This is a genomic window from Bacteroidia bacterium (assembly GCA_019695265.1).
In the GTDB taxonomy this organism is placed as follows: domain Bacteria; phylum Bacteroidota; class Bacteroidia; order JAIBAJ01; family JAIBAJ01; genus JAIBAJ01.
In genome coordinates this window covers 1-20116 of record JAIBAJ010000035.1, presented here as the reverse complement: position 1 = coordinate 20116, position 20116 = coordinate 1, and the positions used below count along the sequence as shown (strand labels likewise).

Annotated in this window: 15 protein-coding genes; 10 read left to right on the top strand and 5 right to left on the bottom strand. The window is 39.5% G+C overall.

The genetic code is table 11. From position 1 onward, the window contains the following. Positions 1–23 precede the first annotated feature (23 nt). The 3 genes from K1X82_07065 (at position 24) to K1X82_07055 (ending at position 3831) form a co-directional block, all read left to right on the top strand. Positions 24–803, top strand: a complete 780-nt coding sequence (locus K1X82_07065) for a fibronectin type III domain-containing protein (protein ID MBX7181854.1) — start codon at positions 24–26, stop codon at positions 801–803. Between the two features lie 265 nt (positions 804–1068). Next, positions 1069–2586 (top strand): rRNA pseudouridine synthase, encoded by a 1518-nt coding sequence (locus tag K1X82_07060; protein MBX7181853.1) that lies wholly within the window; start codon positions 1069–1071, stop codon positions 2584–2586. A gap of 3 nt (positions 2587–2589) precedes the next feature. After that, on the top strand, positions 2590–3831 hold the full coding sequence (locus K1X82_07055) for a hypothetical protein (protein ID MBX7181852.1): 1242 nt from the start codon (positions 2590–2592) through the stop codon (positions 3829–3831). Positions 3832–4201: 370 nt separating this feature from the next. Here the strand turns inward: K1X82_07055 and K1X82_07050 are convergent, their stop codons facing one another. The 3 genes from K1X82_07050 to K1X82_07040 are packed head-to-tail and all read right to left on the bottom strand — an operon-like array spanning position 4202 to position 6470. Continuing rightward, positions 4202–4549 carry a hypothetical protein gene (locus tag K1X82_07050; protein ID MBX7181851.1) on the bottom strand — a complete coding sequence of 116 codons (348 nt, stop codon included), beginning with the start codon at positions 4547–4549 and terminating at the stop codon, positions 4202–4204. 41 nt (positions 4550–4590) lie between these two features. Continuing rightward, positions 4591–5760: a cytochrome-c peroxidase gene (locus K1X82_07045; GenBank protein MBX7181850.1), complete on the bottom strand. Its 1170-nt coding sequence runs from the start codon at positions 5758–5760 to the stop codon at positions 4591–4593. Positions 5761–5771: 11 nt separating this feature from the next. Further along, positions 5772–6470, bottom strand: a complete 699-nt coding sequence (locus K1X82_07040) for a porin family protein (protein ID MBX7181849.1) — start codon at positions 6468–6470, stop codon at positions 5772–5774. A gap of 419 nt (positions 6471–6889) precedes the next feature. Between K1X82_07040 and K1X82_07035 the strand changes: the two genes are divergently transcribed. From K1X82_07035 to glgB, 4 genes are read left to right on the top strand one after another with little or no spacing between them, the layout of a single operon-like run. Beyond that, on the top strand, positions 6890–9283 hold the full coding sequence (locus tag K1X82_07035; GenBank protein MBX7181848.1) for a glycoside hydrolase family 31 protein: 2394 nt from the start codon (positions 6890–6892) through the stop codon (positions 9281–9283). Further along, a complete protein-coding gene (locus tag K1X82_07030) occupies positions 9283–11244 on the top strand; it encodes an alpha-1,4-glucan--maltose-1-phosphate maltosyltransferase (protein ID MBX7181847.1) in 1962 nt (653 codons plus the stop codon). Before K1X82_07035 ends, K1X82_07030 begins: the two co-directional genes overlap by 1 nt. Then, positions 11245–12747, top strand: coding sequence for a trehalose synthase (locus K1X82_07025; GenBank protein MBX7181846.1), 1503 nt, complete (start codon positions 11245–11247; stop codon positions 12745–12747). A 3-nt stretch (positions 12748–12750) separates the two neighbouring features. Beyond that, the gene (gene glgB, locus K1X82_07020) at positions 12751–14664 is read left to right on the top strand and encodes a 1,4-alpha-glucan branching protein GlgB (GenBank protein MBX7181845.1); all 1914 of its coding nucleotides are present in this window, start codon (positions 12751–12753) and stop codon (positions 14662–14664) included. Here glgB and K1X82_07015 read toward each other — a convergent pair. Together K1X82_07015 and K1X82_07010 are read right to left on the bottom strand one after the other, a co-directional pair. After that, positions 14661–15746, bottom strand: a complete 1086-nt coding sequence (locus K1X82_07015; protein ID MBX7181844.1) for an Mrp/NBP35 family ATP-binding protein — start codon at positions 15744–15746, stop codon at positions 14661–14663. The two genes, glgB and K1X82_07015, sit on opposite strands and share 4 nt — an antisense overlap. Positions 15747–15807: 61 nt before the next feature. Then, entirely contained in the window at positions 15808–16206 is a 399-nt protein-coding gene (locus K1X82_07010; GenBank protein MBX7181843.1) for a DCC1-like thiol-disulfide oxidoreductase family protein, read from the bottom strand. A 129-nt stretch (positions 16207–16335) separates the two neighbouring features. Between K1X82_07010 and pfkA the strand changes: the two genes are divergently transcribed. The 3 genes from pfkA to K1X82_06995 all read left to right on the top strand — a co-directional run bounded on the left by pfkA (position 16336) and on the right by K1X82_06995 (position 19905). Beyond that, complete coding sequence (gene pfkA, locus K1X82_07005) at positions 16336–17328, top strand: 6-phosphofructokinase (protein MBX7181842.1); 993 nt, start codon at positions 16336–16338, stop codon at positions 17326–17328. Further along, positions 17328–18941: an NADP-dependent glyceraldehyde-3-phosphate dehydrogenase gene (locus K1X82_07000; protein ID MBX7181841.1), complete on the top strand. Its 1614-nt coding sequence runs from the start codon at positions 17328–17330 to the stop codon at positions 18939–18941. The genes pfkA and K1X82_07000 overlap by 1 nt, the downstream gene beginning before the upstream one ends. A 103-nt stretch (positions 18942–19044) precedes the next feature. Beyond that, positions 19045–19905 (top strand): ATPase, encoded by an 861-nt coding sequence (locus tag K1X82_06995; protein MBX7181840.1) that lies wholly within the window; start codon positions 19045–19047, stop codon positions 19903–19905. Positions 19906–20116: the final 211 nt, after the last annotated feature.

Here is a 20116-nt window from a genome sequence, read left to right as displayed (position 1 = left end):
GCATTATCCTGTATTCTATCGATATGAAAATTAAATTACAAACCGCTGTTGTAGGCTGTAGCTTCGTTTTTTTAGCACTAACATCTTGCATAAAAGAAAATTGGGGTGGTGTTAGCATAGTAACCGGAACTCCTTCCAACATTACCAACACTACTGCTACATTTAATTGTTCTATCGATAACGACGGAGGTTCAACTATTACTCAAAGAGGGGTTTGTATTTCACAGTCACTGAATCCAACTGTTGCCGATTCTACTATTGTGGTAGGAGAAGGATTAGGAAGTTATACCATTACAGCCACCGGTTTACTGCCCAACACCGAATACCATGTCCGTGCTTATGCCATTAATTCAGAAGGTACCTATTATGGCCCCGATAAAACCTTCAAAACCTTGGATCCTGCCTGGATTCTACCTCCTTGCACCATATCACCCAATACCATGGACAATGGTTCTTATCCTATTTATTTTAATAGTGTTTTTATTGAAGCTGGAATCAATCTTTATCAGGGGAATTTTGCATTAACAGGTAATGGCAGTGTAGGCGATATGTCATTTTACTTTTTTGAAGAACCCATTACCGGAAAATACATTACTGCCAGCAGTTTAGATGAAAATTCTAATATGAATTGTTGTGTTTCCGGAGTTTTTGGAGGAACCTCTAGTTTTTTCTATACCGCAGCAGCCAATGATACCGTATATGTGGAAAACCTGGGAAATGGTAAATACAAAATGTCCTTTTGTAATTTAAACTTCTTTTCTACGGAAAATAGCTTTTTTGGTAAAGGCAACCTTAAAAACTAAGGAAACTACCTACTTTTAATTTCCCTATTTCAGGGGCTAATTAAGCAATGCTTTTACCTCAGACAAAGCTCGCTATTTTAGCTACCTTTGCAGCATGATAAATCGTCCAAGAAAGGATAACGAAAAACGTAGTTCAAATTCGAGCAGATCGGATAAACCGGCCTTTAAAAAAAGTAATTCGGAGGATAAACCGAATCGCAAACCCAGAAAAGAATCAGGAGATAAACCCGAAAAGAAGTTTGGCAAACCCAAACCTTGGGAAAGAATGAAGGATAGCTCAAATGGTGGTTCCGATGAAAAGCCAAAATTCTCCAAAGGAAGAGGCAATTCAAGCGGATATGCAGGAAAATCCAGAGATGGAGAAGAACGCAGATCGTCAAGTAGTTTTGAAGAAAGAGGTACGTTTAAATTCAATAAAAGAAGTCCGGGTAAATCTAATTCTGAAGGATTTGAGAGTGGAGAAAGAAACAAGGCTTCAAGATTTGAAGGAAAGAAAGACTTTAAATCCGGACGGAAAAATTACGATAAAAAGGACCAAGACAACTTTGATAAACCTTCTGCAAGGGGGGATTTTAAACAGGGTCGTAAGTCTTATGGCAAGTCCGAATCGGATGGGTACGAAAAACCGGAAAGAAAATCAGGTGATAGTTTCAATGGCAATAAAGAATTAAAACCCGGAAGGAAAAGCTTCAGCAAAAAAGAAGGTTTTGACCAACCCTTTGAAAGAGGAGAAAAAACATCGAGACCGGGTTTTAACAAATCAGGATCTGATGGTTTTGAAAAATCCTCCAAAAAACCATATGGGAAATCAGGTTCCAATCGTTTCGAAAAAAGTGAGAAATCAAATTTTGATACTTCTGAAGGAGGTGACTTTGAAAGAAATGAAAAGAAATCCTTTTCCAAATCAAACAATCGCTACTCAAAAGAAGGTTCGAAATCATTTTCCAAATCATCGAACAAACCCGGTAAAACCAAGGCCTTTAGAGAAGATGATAACTTTAGTTTAACCCCCACACCTACCAAATCTTCGGCTTATACCAAGCCAAAAAGAGAAAGTGAAGACGATGGACAAATCCGATTGAATAAATACATTTCCAATTCGGGAATATGTTCAAGAAGAGAGGCAGACGAGTTAATTTCAGCAGGGGCAGTTAAAGTAAATGGCAAAATTGTAACGGAACTTGGATACAAAGTAATGCCCGGAGACAAGGTTAATTATGGAGGTCAAACCCTGAATAAGGAAAAAAAGGTTTATCTTCTTTTAAATAAACCTAAGGATTACATTACCACTACTGACGATCCGGAGAAAAGGAAAACAGTGATGGAATTGCTAAAAGGTGCCTGCAAAGAGCGAATATATCCGGTTGGAAGATTGGATAGAGCAACTACCGGTTTATTGCTTTTTACCAACGATGGAGATATGGCCAAACGCCTTACTCATCCCAGCCATGGAGCTAAAAAACTTTACCATGTTTACCTGGATAATCCTTTAAAGAAAGTAGATTTTGATAAAATTGCCAATGGCTTAATTTTAGAAGATGGACCCATTCAGGTGGATCAAATTGTTTATGCCGGAGATACAGGCGATAAACGTGAATTAGGAGTGGAACTACATAGTGGAAAGAACAGAATTGTACGCAGAATATTTGAATCGCTAGGTTATGAAGTTGTTAAGCTGGATCGGGTAATTTTTGCCGGATTAACCAAAAAAGATTTACCTCGGGGCAGATACAGGTTCCTGACCGAAAAGGAAATCAATTTGTTGAATATGCAGAAAAAATAAGACATGGAAAGTCTCCGTGTTGAAAAGCTTTCTTTAGATCGCACCATAGCATCGGTTGATTTAACCTATTCAAAAAGCATCACGAATAGAGCATTATTGCTGCAAAAAGCCATTGGAAAGGAGGTGGAATTAAGCGGTATTTCACCTTCCAATGATTCCTTGGTTATGCAAAAGATTTTGCAATCAAATTCCGATGTTTGGGACGTGGAGGATGCAGGAACTGCTTTTCGATTTTTAGTGGCTTATGCCTGTTTCTCAGGAAAATCAGTTGTAATTAAAGGAACTGAAAGGCTTCATGAACGACCAATTAAACCCTTGGTTGATACACTACAAGCCATAGGCTTTCAAATAACATATTTAGCAAAACCTGGCTTTGCACCTTTACAAATCCATGGAACTATTCCCAAAAAATTTCCGGACAAAATTAGTATTGATTGCAGCCAGAGCAGCCAATTTGCATCAGGAATTCTACTAGTGAGTCCAATGTTTCCACACCCGGTAGAATTGGAATTATCGCCTGAAAATCCGGCCTCTTTGCCATATATCGAAACCACTGTAGCCATGCTTAATGCTTGGGGTATACCGGCTCGGTGGATAAGTAAAAACTGTATCAGAACCGCACCCAAATCAGACTTAAGCATTCACACCTACGTCATTGAAAAAGATTGGAGCAGTGCAGGATTTTGGTATGAAATGGTCTGTTTTCATCCAGGAATTGGAATTCATTTGAAAGGGTTGCATTTAAACTCTATCCAGGCCGACCGGGTAACTGCCTTGTTTTTTTCCTATCTCGGAATTGAAACAGTTGAAAGTGAATCCGGTTTATACATTCATCATTCAGGAAAGATTGGATTAGAGCCCAGGATATTTGATTTAAAGGATAGTCCTGACCTATTTCCTTGTTTGGCTTTATCCTTGGCGGCCTTACCCTTGAATCATCAGGATCAATTTAGCCTGACCGGTTTACAAACTTTGCAATACAAAGAATCCAACCGTTTAGAAGCCGTTAGAAATGAATTACAAAAACTTGGAGTGCGATTGTATGAAACTGAACCCGGATTTTGGAAGGTTTCCGGTGATTTATTAATCGGAACAGATCCGGTTTCAAGCTATCAGGACCATCGAATAACTATGGCATTTGCTATTGCAGGAACCAAACTTGGCCTGTGTATTGAGCAACCTGAAACTGTGCAAAAATCTTACCCCGGATTTTGGGAAGAATTAAAAAAAGTAAGCCAACAATAGGATTATTCAGGGCTTGTTAAAAGGTCAACTTGGAGGATTCTACCTTCTATTAAAATACTTTCTATGCGGGCCCCCTCCGCCCAACCGGCTTTTTAGTATGCCCCAAACAACCTGCATGGGCGTTCGGGTCACGCTATCGGCTGTAGTCCTCGTCCCACTAGGCTAAAGCCGTAGTGGTCCTGTGGGCTACTTGCCTCTATCGTTGCCCGATGCGTTACCTAGTCGTTTATGTTTAAACCCAAAATTCCAAGGTATCTATTAGGTTTCTGCAAGGAATTTATGTTGTTTTAAAAAAAAATATTGCAGTCGGCCAGGGTATATAGGTGCTTAATTGACTTAAAATAAACAGCTTAAGCGTTTTCTAGCTGCCTTATTTAACCACTTTGTATTTGGCTATTGCTCCACACCAGGGTTTACCTGATCTGGAAATAGAATCTACCACTTCACCGTTGATGGAAATGGATACCCAAACTCTATCCGAAAGGGTATCTACATTTTGTGCTGCCAAGGACAAACTTTGATTTTCGTAAGCTCTAAATGAATAGGTCCAAGAACCTGTAGCAGCTTCCCTCTGAACATTTTCATCCTTCTCTTTATTGTAGCTTACTTCGCATTTAGTGCATTGAACTTCGTACTTTACTTCATACTTTGGAAAGGTACAAGCAGCCAAACTTATCAAAGTTATGGCACAGGAGAAATAGATTACTTTCTTTATCATTGCTGCGAAGAAACGATTTTTTTTGTAAAAATAGAAGAAAACTATTTTTTTACAAACGGGTCTGAAAATTTAGGGTCATTAACCAAATTTTCGTCAGTAAGGGTTTTAAGGAAAGCTATTATAGCTTCCTTTTGATTTTTAGTAAAGTTGAATTGAACAGGTTTTACCTCCCCACCGAAATTCTGGATTGAATTTACCAATGGGTCACCTTCGAAAGGTCCACCTCCGGTAAATTGTCGTAAATTCCAATGCAAGTATGGATTTGCTTTAATTCCTGTGCTATAGTGATCCAGCACTTCGTCGAGGGTTGCAAAACGTCCGTCGTGCATATAAGGTGCCGTCATTGCAATATTGCGCAAGGAAGGAATCTGAAATTCTCCATTTTGACTTGGGCTGGCATTTGGAAGTGCTGCCACACCGGAATCGGCATAAACCAAATCCAGTCCAATATTGGCTGTGAAATTCCAGCCCGGTCTAAGATCGTTGTTGGAGTGGCAACTAGAGCATCTGGAATCATCAAAGATCTTTTTACCCAATGCTTCTTGTGGAGTGTAGTTGGTGAAATTAGCAGCGCGGCCTTGGTCCCATTTGGAATTTACACTCACCATAGATCGGATAAATTGGGACATGGCCTTCGAAATTCGTTCCAAGGTAATTTCCTTAGAACCAAAGGCCTTTTCGAACAAATCGGGATAGTAGGAAATTTTATTCAGTTTTATTGGAAGAACATTTGGGTTTTCCAATCCCATTTCGATGTGATTTTTTACCGGCATCAGCACTTGCTCTTCGAGCGTATTGGCTCTTAAATCCCAAAAATAGCCGGATTGAGAAGCAGCATTGAGAATGGCCATGCTATTTCGTTTGGTTTTTTTCAATTCAAATCCGGTACTAAAGGCTTGATTATCAGCAAAACCAAATTGTTGCTTATGACAACTTCCGCAGCTCACCATGTTGTTTTGAGAAAGAGCTCTATCATAAAATAAAACCCTGCCTAAAGTTGCACCTTGATCTGTTAAGGGATTGTTAGAAGGAGAAATGGCTAACAATAAATCTGATAAATCAGCCGGAATACTGCTTGGATAATAGCTGTAAGAAGTTTCAGGTAAATTGGGTTCGGAGAGGCGATTGGATTCAGTATTTTCCTTTTGACAGGAATAAAATACCATCATGGAAAGGATGGCGACAAAGCAAAGGGAAAAGGATAATTTCATAGTTTAGTATTTTAAAAGCGAACAACTAAAAATAAAGACGTTGGTAACAAAAAAGAAACACTGCTTACATTGGTTTTGGTTTCCTCATTAAATTGAGGATTGTTGGTAAAGCTTGATTTAGAAACAGACTGCCCTACCAAGGCATAAATTCCGGTTTCAGTAAAAAGGGAAATATGCTTAGAGATATTGTATTGAAATCCCAAAACCGGTCCCCCACCATAGGTTAGTAATACATCGGTATTAGAAACTTTATCGAAGCCGTTGTTGGTAGTTGTTTTATCCAATGCATAGTTAAACAATCCATCTGCTCCAAAAAAACAAAGCCATTTGGGGCCTAATTCCTTTTGATATTCGTATCCGAAACGAAGGTTGTATGCAGAAGTTGAATTTTTAACGGAATTGGTACTGTCGGGATTTTGATTAGATGATTGCATACTTAAACCAGCACCCATTCTAAAACCATGGTGCTTGCGGTCTACAATTTTATAAGACAAAATATATGGACTGATGCTTAGGGAATTGCTTGAGCCTAGATTAAGAAATTGTTTAAAAAAATAGGAGGCATTCACTCCGATTTGATGTTGATTTCTCTTTTCAGTGGAATTTTCCTGTGCAAAAAGCGTAGAGAAATTTAAAGTTAATACGGTGAGCACAATTAAGACTTGTGCAGGAATAATTAAATTTTGTTTCAAAAAACGATGATTAACCATTGGTTTGTTTGTGCAATTATAGCAAAAAATATTAGAACTTTCTAAATTATGAAATTATACAATCAATCGAGATACCGTCCGGGTAGGGATAGAGGCAAGTAACCCACAGGCATACGCAGCGCTAGCGGAGTATGCCGAGGATTACAGCCGATAGCCCGACCATGAGCCCTTGCAGAAAATTAAAAGTTTGAGGAAATTAGGGAGGCGAATGGGACCCGCCTAATAATTAATAAAAACTTACATTTGAATAGTTGAAGGTTGTAATAATCCATATTTCTCAAAAACTTTTCCGGAGAAAATCAAAAAAACGCAAGTAAGCGACTGGCAATTTTTCAACAATACTTATTGTCAATATAACACTAAGTGAATTTTATTCGTAAACCCATTATCTTTGCTAAGTTGAACTCGGGAATTGAAGCATGCAAGTAACTACAACGAACAATAAATATTCGGCCAAATATTATCCTGACGGAATTAAGAGTTGGGAGCGAAATGGCAACATTTTTTTATTTTACACTTCTGAAACCATCCTGGAATTAATGGTATTAAGCGACCGGATTTTACGATTCAGGTATGCGAGCGACGGGAATTTTCAAAGGGATCATTCATATGCCATTTCAGACAAGTTTGAGGAATCGCTAATACAGCTTTCGATAACTGAAACGTCAACTCATTTTATTGTATCGACGGCCTTGGTAGATGCAGAAATTGCGAAGGAGAATTTAAAAGTGGGAATGTATGACAAGGAACATAACCTGATTGTGAAAGATTCGTCAGGCTTTCATTGGCAACATTATTTATGGAAGGGCGGGAAAATTGTATTTGTTTCGAAAGAGATTCAGGAAGGAGAGCAGTTTTTTGGTTTGGGAGATAAGCCTACCGGTATTAATTTACGTGGAAAGCGGTTTGAAAATTATGGAACAGATGCTTACGGATATGGTAAAGACACCGATCCATTGTACAAAAACATTCCATTTTATTATGGATTACACCATGGTACCGGTTATGGGATATTTTTTGACAATACCTTTAGAACCATTTTTGATTTTGGAAAGGAAAATCAAGACACAACGAGTTATTGGGCCAGAGGTGGGCAGATGAATTATTATTTTATCTATGGTCCTCAATTATTAACGGTAGCCCAGAGTTATGCCCGATTAACCGGAACACCTGAATTACCACCTTTGTGGGCTTTGGGTTACCAGCAAAGTCGATGGAGTTATTTTCCGGACACCAAGGTGATGGAAATTGCCAAAGAATTTAGAAGTAGAAATATACCCTGTGACGCTATTCATTTGGACATTGATTACATGGAAGGATTCAGGTGTTTTACCTTTTCTAAAACTCATTTTCCGGAGCCCAAGAAACTGACAGAAGATTTGGAGAAGATGGGAATGAAAACGGTAGTAATCATTGATCCGGGAATTAAGGTAGATCCTGATTACGAGGTTTATAAATCGGGGATGGCAGCCAATGTGTTTTGCAAGCGACAAGATGGAGCCTTGATGGAAGGAGATGTTTGGCCGGGCAAATGTGTTTTTCCGGATTACACCAACCCGGAAACCCGGAAATGGTGGAGTAGTCAGTTTAAAGTATTGGCTGAAAACGGAATACGAGGAGTTTGGAACGATATGAACGAACCCGCAGTATTTGAAATTGGCACCTTTCCGGAAGATGTAAGACACGATTATGATGGTGACCCTTGCAGTCACCGAAAAGCGCATAATGTATACGGACATTTGATGGCGATGAGCACTTATCAGGGTTTGAAAAGGTATCAAATGCCACATCGCCCGTTTGTTATAACCCGATCAGCTTACGCAGGTATACAAAAATACAGTTGTGTATGGACCGGCGATAATTCGGCATCGTGGGAACATTTGTGGTTAGCAGCCCAACAATTAATCAGCTTAAGTGTTTCGGGAATTTCCTTTGCCGGCAGCGATGTTGGAGGGTTTATCGGGGAGCCGGATGGAGAACTTTATACCAGATGGGTTCAGATGGCGGCCTTTCATCCATTTTTCAGATCGCATAGCGCAAGCAATGAAACAGGTTTTAATCAGGAGCCTTGGAGTTTTGGTCCATTTTATGAGCGAATTTGCAAGAAAGCTATTCAGATGAGGTATCGTTTAATGCCCTATTTTTATACAACTTTTTGGCAAAACTCGAGGTATGGAACCCCCATGATACGTCCTTTAGCCTTTTATGACCAACATGACCCAAGTTCTGTAACCAACCAAAATCAATTTTTATTGGGGGATCACCTATTGGTTGCTCCGGTTTATTCCTCAGGCCAAACCAGCATGGATGTTTATTTACCGAAAGGAAACTGGTATCACAATTGGGATGACAGGAAATTTCAGGGGCATCAAACCATTCAGGTTGATTCACCCATAGAACATATTCCGGTATTTATTAAAGAAGGGGCGGTAATTCCGGCATGGCCTCAACAAAATTATATTGGCGAAAAAATCATCAAGGAAATAACCTTACATGCCTATTACAAAGAAGGCTTTGAAAGTAGTCAACTGTATTTCGATGATGGAGACAATTTCGGTTATAAAAATGGAAGGTACAAAGTAGTTACCCTGGAAGTTCAAGGCAATAAATCAAGTTTTAGAATATGGAAAAATAAAATGGGGGATTATAAAACCAGCCATGAAAAATATAAAGTGATATTAACAGGCATTCCTTTCAATGCATCCGAATTGGTTATAGATGGAAGGGTTCATAAATTGACACCAAGAAATTTTGCACTTGGAAAAATAAAATTCACAGTAGATAAATACTTTCACGAACTAATAATTCGGTAATGAATATTGATTTAGAAAAGCTTAATGGCAAGGCCAGGACGGTTGTTTGCCATGTTTACCCGGAAATTGAGGGAGGGAAGTATCCGGTTAAGCGAGTTGAAGGAGAATGGATTGAGGTAGTGGCCGATGCCTTTGCAGACGGTCATGATTTAGTATCGGTAGATTTATTGTTTCGAAAATTGGGAAAAGAACAATGGAATCGTATATCGATGACAGGTTTAGGTAACGACAGATACAGGGCTAGTTTTCAATGTACTGAACAAGGAAATTGGGAATATACAGTACAAGCATTTATTGATCACCCACTCAGTTGGTTGCATAATTTCAGGAAAAGGTTAAGCGAGAACAATCCACAGGAATGGGCTTTGCAATTAAAAATCGGGATACAGTTTATGGAGCAATTGCAAGAACGGTATCCGGATCAACTATCTGTTTTGAAACAATGGAAATTGGAATTACAGGATAGGAATTTAGAATTGGCTTGTCAGATTGCTTGTTCCGAAAAGCTGGAGGAATATTTTAGAAATTATCCTTTAATCGATAATCCAACCCGGCATGACAAAGTACTTGCAATCAAAGTTCAGCGGAAGAAGGCCGGTTTTAGTTCCTGGTATTCCTTTTTTCCAAGAAGTGCCGGAAAGAATGGGAAACACGCTAAGTTTAAAGACTGTGAAGCCTTGTTGCCAAGGATTTCCAAATTGGGATTTGACATTATATACTTCCCTCCTATTCATCCAATAGGCAAAAAATTCCGAAAAGGAAAAAACAATAGTTTAGATGCAGGAGAAAATGAACCCGGATGTCCTTACGCAATTGGCAGCGAATTAGGCGGTCATACCGATATTTTGCCTGAATTAGGAGAACTTAAAGACTTCCAACAGTTCATACAAAAAGCCGAAAAACTGGGGATTGAAGTTGCCATGGACTTTGCAATACAATGCTCGCCGGATCATTCCTGGGCTAAGAAGCATAAATCCTGGTTCAAGGAAAGACCTGACGGATCTATTCAATATGCGGAAAATCCTCCCAAAAAATACCAGGATATTTACCCTTTGGACTTTGAATCGAATGATTGGCAAGGCATGTGGCAAGCCTGGTTAGAGGTCGTTCAATTTTGGGTTGGACAAGGAATCAGAATATTTAGGGTTGACAATCCACATACCAAGAGTTTTCATTTTTGGGAGTGGTTAATTGGTCAAATCCATATTACCCATCCGGATGTTATCTTTTTATCGGAAGCCTTTACCAGGCCTCGGATTATGGAGGATTTAGCCAAAAAAGGTTTTGATCAAAGTTATACCTACTTTACCTGGAGAAATTCGAAATGGGAGTTGGAGGAGTATATGAAAGAATTAACTCAAACTGATAGAAAGGAATACTTCAGGCCTAATTTTTGGCCCAATACTCACGATATCAATCCCTATATTTTACAAACTCAAAACGAAAATCAATTTATTATCCGATTTGTTTTAGCGTCCACCTTATCGAGCAACTATGGGATTTTTTCACCGGTATATGAAGCAATGTATTCAGACTCCATTCCGGGAAAGGAAGAATACTTAAACTCTGAAAAGTATGAAGTAGGAAATTGGAGTTGGAATTGGGAAAATCGATTAACCAAAACTATAGAGGCAATAAATCAAATTCGGAAAGATAATCCGGCCTTGCAATTCACCAATAATTACCGACGATTACAAATAGACAATGGACAATTGATGGCCTTTTCAAAAGTTTATGGAGAAAATAGACTAGTAATTATCATTAACCTGGATGCACAGAATAAACAATCGTCCATGTTAAACACCTTTCCGGAAGATATTGGACTCATGGGTTATAGTCAATTTGTTGTTAAAGACTTAATTACCAACGAACAGTACCAATGGCATACCGGAAGCAATTATGTTGAATTAGATCCAAACAAATGGCCTTTTCATCTATTTCTAGTACAACCAGGTTCCTAAATGAAAAAATACCCACCCATTTTTGACCATTTTGTAGGATCATCCGAGTTACGTGCTTATCTTTCCAATGCCAGGTGGTTTGGAGGGAAAGGTTATATCATTGAACAACTTTTAGTAGATGAAGTTTTTCCGGTACTTTCTGAACCTGGACTCAATTTTTATCTTTTTCTGATTGAAGTAAGGTATCAGGGGCAGTCAATAGAATTTTATCAATGGCCGGTTGTAGTAAGTACCAGAAATGAAACAAGTGGAGTTTTATTTAAACATGAAACTTCTTTCCTGTTAGAAGCCATCCCTTTTGAATCTTTCAGAAGATGGATATTTGAACAATTGGTGAATGGAAAATCCCAGCCTCTTTATAACGGAAAATGGAGTTTCGAAAATAGCTCAACTTTTAACTTAAATGAGAAGTATTTAAGTTCTGAAATTCAATCATTTGACCAAAGCAATACTTCCATCGTTTTTAATAAAAAGTACTTTTTTAAGCTTTATCGAAAATTATATCGGGAAGAAAACCCTGAGTTAGAATTAATCCGTTTTTTGACGAATCAAGGTAAGTTCAATCATATCCCCAATTATGTTGCCGGATGGAAATGGGAAAGGAAAGGAATACCACCTATTTCGAATGGATTGATGATGACTAAGGTTGCTGCGGAGAAGGATAGTTGGGCTAGCACCGGTGATAGTTTAAATGATTTCATGTTTTCCTTTTTGGATCATGAATTCACCATTAAGGAATCTGTTTTTGAAGCCATTGAATTGCTTGGGAAACGAACAGCAGAGATGCATTTAAGTTTAGATACTCCCACAAGAGAGAAAGCCTTTAAGCATCAAAAATACGATAACCTTTACAGGAAATGGCTACATCAGCACCTCACCCATTTGGTTGAATCCAGGCTAAACATGCTGGATTCCAAGATCAACCAACTAGACCTTGAATCACAAGCACTGGCTAAACGATTTATCCGAAAGAAACCGGTTATATTAAGGTTTTTCAACCAAATAAAAACCAATAAATTAAAATCACTTCGAATCCGAATACATGGCGATTACCACCTTGGTCAAGTATTATTTACCGGAAGCGATTTTATTATTATTGACTTTGAAGGAGAACCTGAAAGCAGTATCGTGGAGCGAAAAATCAAACATAGTCCACTAAAGGATGTGGCCGGAATGGTTCGATCATTTCATTATGCTGTATGTGCCAAACTTTATTTTTCAAAAGAAACCCAGGGTTTAGACATTATCCGATTGCAAAAAAGCAGCAACCGTTGGTATCAATTGATACGTGACACGTTTCAGGCCTCCTATTTTGAAACCATCGGAAGAGAAAACCCCTTGTTTGCCTCTAAACAAGAAATCAATTTTTTATTGCTATTACACCTTTTAGAAAAAGCCATTTATGAGTTGGGATACGAATTAAATGGCAGACCTGACTGGGTTTACATTCCATTAAAAGGAATCAACGAAGCCATTAGTGAATTAGAAAAATACCTGGATTAATCCATGCCAAGAACCTCCTATCCATTTAGTCGATTCACCGAAGACGATATTCAAAAATTTGCCTCGGGAAATCATTTTGATTTATTTACCCTATTTGGAAACCATCCAATGGAACATGATGGTTTTCAGGGAATTCATTTTGCAGTGTGGGCTCCCAATGCCAAAGCTGTTTCAGTAGGCGGAAACTTCAACGGCTGGAATCAAAGTTCTCATCCCCTTTTTCCTCGTTGGGATAGCAGTGGTATTTGGGAAGGCTTTATTCCTCATCTCCAACAAGGGGAACTTTATAAATATTTCATTTCCACCCGGGATGGGAAAATTCTGGAAAAGGGTGACCCATATGCTAATTATTGGGAAAAAAGACCCAAAACTGCATCCATCACCTGGAACCTGGGGTATGAATGGAAGGATCAGGACTGGATGTTTAATCGCAAAAATGTCAATTCCTTAGACAAACCCATTTCCGTTTACGAACTTCACCTTGGATCCTGGAGAAGAAATCCAATTTCACCGGATGACTTTTTATCCTACAGGGAAATTGGTGATCACCTCATCCCTTATGTTAAAGAACTGGGCTTTACCCATGTGGAATTTATGCCCATTTTAGAACATCCTTTCGATGGAAGCTGGGGTTACCAACCCATTGGTTATTATGCACCAACCAGTCGTTTTGGCAATCCCCAAGAATTTATGGAACTGGTTGATCGTCTTCATCAAGCCGGAATTGGGGTTTACCTGGATTGGGTTCCTTCCCACTTTCCCCTCGATGCACATGGACTTTTTCAATACGATGGTACTTGTTTATATGAACACGAAGACCATCGCAAAGGATATCATCCGGACTGGAATTGCTACATATTTAACCTTGGCAGAAACGAAGTAAAATCCTTTATGCTATCCAATGCTGTGTACTGGATGGAAAAATACCACATCGATGGTCTTAGGGTTGATGCTGTTGCCTCCATGCTGTATTTAGATTATTCACGCAAACAAGGTGAATGGATTCCGAATATCCATGGAGGAAGAGAAAACCTAGAAAGCATCGATTTTTTCAAGACATTAAATGAAACCCTGTATTCCAGATTTGAAGGAATACAAACCATAGCTGAAGAAAGTACCAGTTGGCCCGGGGTTAGTCGTCCAACATCCCATGGTGGTTTAGGTTTTGGAATGAAATGGATGATGGGCTGGATGAATGACTCGCTTAGTTATTTCCAAAGAGATCCTTATTACCGTCAATTCCATCAAAACGAAATCACCCAATCCTTGACTTATGCCTTTTCTGAAAACTTTATGTTACCCCTAAGTCATGATGAAGTAGTTCATGGAAAAAAAGCCATTGTGTCAAAAATGCCAGGAGATGAATGGCAACGATTTGCCAATACTCGATTGCTTTATTTATGGATGTTCTCCCATCCAGGAACCAAACTCTTGTTTATGGGTAATGAATTTGGACAAACTTCGGAATGGAATTACCACCTTAGTTTAGACTGGCACCTGTTGCAATATCCGTTTCATTCAGGACTATCGAAATTCATAGCCGAATTAAACAAATTGTACACCTCCAACCCTGCCCTGTATGATTTAGCCTTTTCCAATCAAGGATTTGAATGGATTGATTTCAACGACCATGGAAATTCTGTGATTTCTTATACAAGAAAAGGAAAACAGGCAGACCAAAATCTGGTGGTGATTTTGAACCTCACCCCTATTCCCAGAAACAATTACCGGATAGGACTTCCTGATTCCCAAAAAAGAACCATTATCCTCAACACCGATTCCGGCGAATTTGGAGGAAGCGATTATAATCTGGCACAACCGAAAGTGGAAGAAATAGCAATGCATGGCAGAAGGTATTCGGTTGAATTAACACTTCCACCTCTCGGAGGACTGGTATTGGTTCCTGATAAAGCTTAGGCTGTTACTTCAGCCATTTTAGCTGAATTAACGATAGCAACTTGCTGTGCCACCTTTTGGGCCAATTCAGTAAATGCCAAGGCTGCCGCTGAGGTTTCCTGCAAAACAGTAGGGTATCCAACATCCCCACCCTCACGGATGCTTTGTACCAATGGGATTTGACCTAACAAGGGAACATTTAATTTCTCAGCCAGAACTTTAGCGCCATCCTTGCCAAAGATGTAATACTTATTCTCCGGTAATTCAGCCGGAGTAAACCAAGCCATGTTTTCAACTATACCTAAAACCGGCACATTGATATTCGGCATTTGAAACATCGAAACTCCTTTTTGAGCATCCGCGAGGGCAACTATCTGAGGTGTTGAAACCACCACCGCCCCTGTTACCGGAACTGCAGAAATTAATGACAAATGAATATCTCCCGTTCCTGGAGGTAAATCAATAATCATATAATCCAATTCACCCCAATCCGCATCGGCAAACATTTGATTCAAGGCCTTTGTTGCCATTGGACCTCTCCACACAATGGCTTGAGACGTATCAGCAAAAAATCCAATCGATAACAATTTTACCCCGTAGCTTTCAATCGGTACAATCAAATTTCTATCCTCTACTTTACGAAGCATAGGCTTTTCATTCATTACGTCAAACATAATTGGAATGGATGGACCATAAATATCTGCATCCACCAAGCCAACTTTAGCGCCTTGCTTTGCCAAAGCTACTGCCAAATTAGATGAAACGGTACTCTTCCCAACTCCACCTTTTCCGGATGAAACCGCAATGATATTCTTAACACCGGGCAACAAAGCTCCGGAGGTCCTGCGACTAGTAACATTGGCGGTCATTTCAACCTTTACTTCCGCTTCCTTATCTACAAAATGGATTATGGCATTAATACAGGCTCGTTCAATCATATCTTTCAATGGACATGCCGGAGTTGTAAGCACAACGGTAAAACTCACCTTCTTTCCATCCACCGCAATATCCTTTACCATGTTCAAGGTTATTAAATCCTTTCCCAAATCCGGTTCAATCACATTGCTTAAGGCATCTTTAACTTGTTCAACTGTTATCATCATGGTGCAAAGGTAGACCAATAACTAAAGTTAATTCCTTGTTAAAGAAATTTAACCCTCTCCCCTATTTCAAAAATAAATTCCGAACCTCCGGCGGTGGCACAGGACAAGCATCAAATTTCCCAAAGACCTTGTAACGGACAGTTGCGATACAATCATAACCGAAATTCCGAATAAAACGTGGGAAAATACCCAAAAAAAATCCCAAAATATACCAGATTCCATAACATTGTCTAAGCACTTGAATTGCCATATCCGATTTGGAATATAAACGCTTTCCGTCCCAATAAAAAGCACTGTCAACCAAAGGGACTTCTACCCCCAAACTGCTTAATTTTGATAAGGTTTCCGATTCAAGGCTTGCAAAATATATCGTCTGTCTTTTTTGTTTGGAATATAAGAATTTTACCCAAAAATTGCAAAAGACACAATAACCATCGTAAAACAAAACAGGCGATTCCATTAAGCAAAATTAACACGAATTATTCCAACTATTTACGTGATTTGCCTTGTATTTCAAAAAATCAAACGAACTTAGTGTCATTTTAACACTAAGTAATTACTTTTTTAATTTTCTTTGTACCCAAATTTCATGAAAACATCTAAAAATATCAAAAGGATTGCTGTATTTACCAGCGGTGGTGATGCTCCCGGAATGAATGCCTGTTTGAGAGCCGTTGTCAGAACTGCCTTATATTACGACAAAAAAGTAACCGGTATTTTCAGAGGATACCAGGGAATGATAGATGGGGATTTTGAAAAATTAAATTCCCGCTCAGTTAGTAACATTATTCAACGGGGAGGAACCATCATTAAAACAGCTCGTTGCGAGGAATTTAAAACTCCGGAGGGTCGAGCCTTAGCTTACCAAAACCTGGTAAAGAATGAAATTGATGCTGTAGTAGCAATTGGAGGAGACGGAACCTTTACCGGGGCCTGGGAATTTATGCAAACCTATTCCATCCCTTTTGTAGGTGTACCCGGCACCATTGATAACGATTTGTTCGGAACCGATTATACCATAGGTTACGATACCGCTACCAATACAGCAATGGAAGCTATTGATAAAATACGAGACACGGCTTCGAGCCACAATCGCCTGTTTTTCATAGAAGTCATGGGACGAAATTCAGGTGCCATTGCCCTTCGTACTGCCATTGCCGCAGGGGCAGAAGCAATGATGATTCCTGAAAAACCAACTTCGGTCGAAGACTTAATCAAAGTAATTGAAAAGGGTGCCAAAAGCGAAAAATCTTCCAGCATGGTGGTCGTGGCTGAAGGTGGAAAAAATGGTAAAAACCTTTATGAAATCGTAGAAGAAATTAAAAAGAAATTTCCTGAATACGACCCAAAATTAGCCGTTATTGGTCATACCCAACGAGGTGGTTCTCCAACCTGTTTTGATCGCTTGCTTGCCTCCCGCCTGGGGGTTGGAGCAGTTGAAGCCTTGCTCGATGGTAAATCCGAAATTATGATAGGATTGGTCAACGATAAAATAACTTACACCCCTTTCGATAAAGCTATTCACATGGAACCCGGAGTGGACGAAGAAATTGTCCGGATTTCAAAAATTCTTGCCATGTAATGAAAAGGAACCTTATTAACTTTCCCAAACCTGAAGAAGTTCCGGATTTTGCTCAAGTACAACCGCTTGAGCAAAATACCTACTTAGTAAATGGTATACTCAAATCCTGGAAAGGCAAAAAACTGGAAATTTATTCCGCGGTCTATTTGCATAACCAGGGTAAACACGAACGTGCCTATTTGGGCACTTGTCCAAGCCTCGATTCCAAAGCAGCACTCGAAGCCTTAGAAGCGGCCGAAAAAAGTTATGATAAAGGCCGGGGGCACTGGGCTACTGCAACGGTTAAAACCCGGTGCGAAGCTTTAGCAAAATTTGCTAAACAAATGAAAGAAAAACGCCCTGAACTTGTGAAATGGCTGGTTTGGGAAATCGGAAAATCCTGGTCCGATAGCGAAAAGGAAGTAGATCGTACTATTTTATACATTGCCGATACCATTGAGGCCTTAAAAAACCTGGATCGTGAAAGTAGCAGGCTCACAAAAGTGGATGGAATTTATGCCCAAATTCGGCGCGGCCCCCTCGGTGTAGTGCTTTGTATGGGACCTTACAATTATCCGCTAAACGAAACCTTCGCTACCTTAATTCCGGCTTTAATTATGGGCAATTCGGTAATTCTTAAACCGGCTAAATACGGAATTCTATTGCTTCATCCCCTACTCCAGGCTTTTCGGGATAGCTTTCCTCCCGGTGTAATTAATATTATTTATGGACATGGCCAAGATACCGTTGCCCCCATTATGGAAACAGGAAAAGTGGATGTTTTCGCATTTATCGGTTCCAGCAAAATAGCCAATACACTTAAAAAAGCACACCCCAGGCCTAACCGACTTCGTTCTGTTTTAGGTCTGGAAGCTAAAAATCCGGCCATAATTTTACCCGATTGTCACCTCGAAAATACCGTCAACGAAGTTATCTCCGGAACACTTTCCTTTAACGGACAGCGGTGTACAGCTTTAAAAATGGTTTTTGTTCATAAAAACATCCGAACAGCTTTCCTCGAAGCTTTCACGGCTAAAATTAAAACCCTTCAAATGGGAATGCCCTGGGAATCCGGAGTATTTGTTACACCATTGCCTGAAAAAGATAAACCGGATTACCTGAAAGACCTGGTCCATGATGCTGTTTCGAAAGGTGCTAAAGTCATCAATGAGCATGGTGGACAAATAGATCATTCCTTCTTCTATCCCGCGGTACTTTTTCCGGTTAATAAGGACATGAAAATATACCACGAAGAACAATTTGGCCCTGTTATTCCAATCCTCGAATTCGACGATATTTCTGAACCCATCGAATACATGGTAGATTCACCTTATGGACAACAAGTGAGTATTTTTGGCTCCAATACCGGAGAAATTTCCGGACTTATAGACCAATTAGTAAACCAGGTTTGCAGAGTGAATGTAAACAGCCAATGTCAGCGTGGACCCGATGTTTTCCCATTCAACGGCAGAAAAGATTCGGCCGAAGGAACCCTCAGCGTAGTTGATGCTCTCCGGGTTTTTAGCATCCGTACCATGGTGGCTACCAAGGATAACGACCAAAATAAAAAAATCTTCGAAACCATTTTAGACAGCCGTTTATCTAACTTTCTTTCAACAGATTACCTCTTATAAATTAACCAAGCCCTTAGCCCCTATCCCTAAAAGAAATAGATACCTTTAACCCCTTACAAATTAACTCAACCCAATTACCCACCATAAATAACCAACTAAAATAATGCTTCTCGTAGCCGACAGTGGCTCTACCAAATGCGATTGGATGCTGGTAGACCAAAACAAAAACCAACAAGGATTTAGCACTATGGGCTTTAACCCATTTTTCCACGACCGCAATCTCATTGCCGGAGAAATCAAAAATTCCGCTCTTTTCCAATTTGCCGATCAAGTGAAATTTGTGTTCTTTTTCGGAGCCGGATGTTCAAGCAAAGAAATGAAAACCATTGTAGAGCGAGCCCTGGAAGATGTTTTCCCGAATGCCCATGTTTATGTTGACCACGATTTGGTGGCTTCCGCATTCGCAACTTACGATGGTCGCCCCGCTATTTCCTGCATCCTAGGTACCGGTTCTAACTCCTGCTTTTTCGATGGAGATATAGTTAGTGAAGACGTACCAGCACTTGCATATATACTTGGAGATGAAGGAAGTGGAAGCTATTATGGAAAGCAAATATTAAAGTTGTTTCTGTATAAAAAATTGCCCAAGAACCTCGAAGAAGCGTTTCAAGAACGTTATAAAATTGGCAAGAATGAAATTTTCGAAAACGTTTACCGCAAGCCCCACGCCAATGTGTATTTAGCCTCCTTCATGCGTTTTGTAAGCGATCACCGCGACGATCCTTTTATTCGCGAAATGGTTTACAACGGAATGAAAGAGTTTATGCGAATTCATGTCATGTGTTTCAAATATTATAAGGAAGTTCCGGTTCATTTCATCGGAAGTGTCGCCTTTTATTTTGATGACATTTTAAAAGAAGCAGCAGCCGAATTGGGCATCACGGTAGGCAATATTATTCAGCGCCCTATCGATGGTTTGGTAAATTATTACCTCAAATTCCACGGCGAAAAGCTTCTGGTTTAACTCCATCTTCCTCCTCAAACGGATCACTTTGTACGGTGGTCCGTTTTTTTTGTACCCATTCCTTTCTTTTATTTGGCGGGCCCCCAATGTCATTAAGTTAAGGTTTAATAAGTTGGTTTATAGTTAGTAAAGGTTTTATGTTTGCTTCTAGAATGTCTATTTTTGACCCTTCTTTCAAAAGAACGATTCTCTCTAACGGGTAGTGCATTTC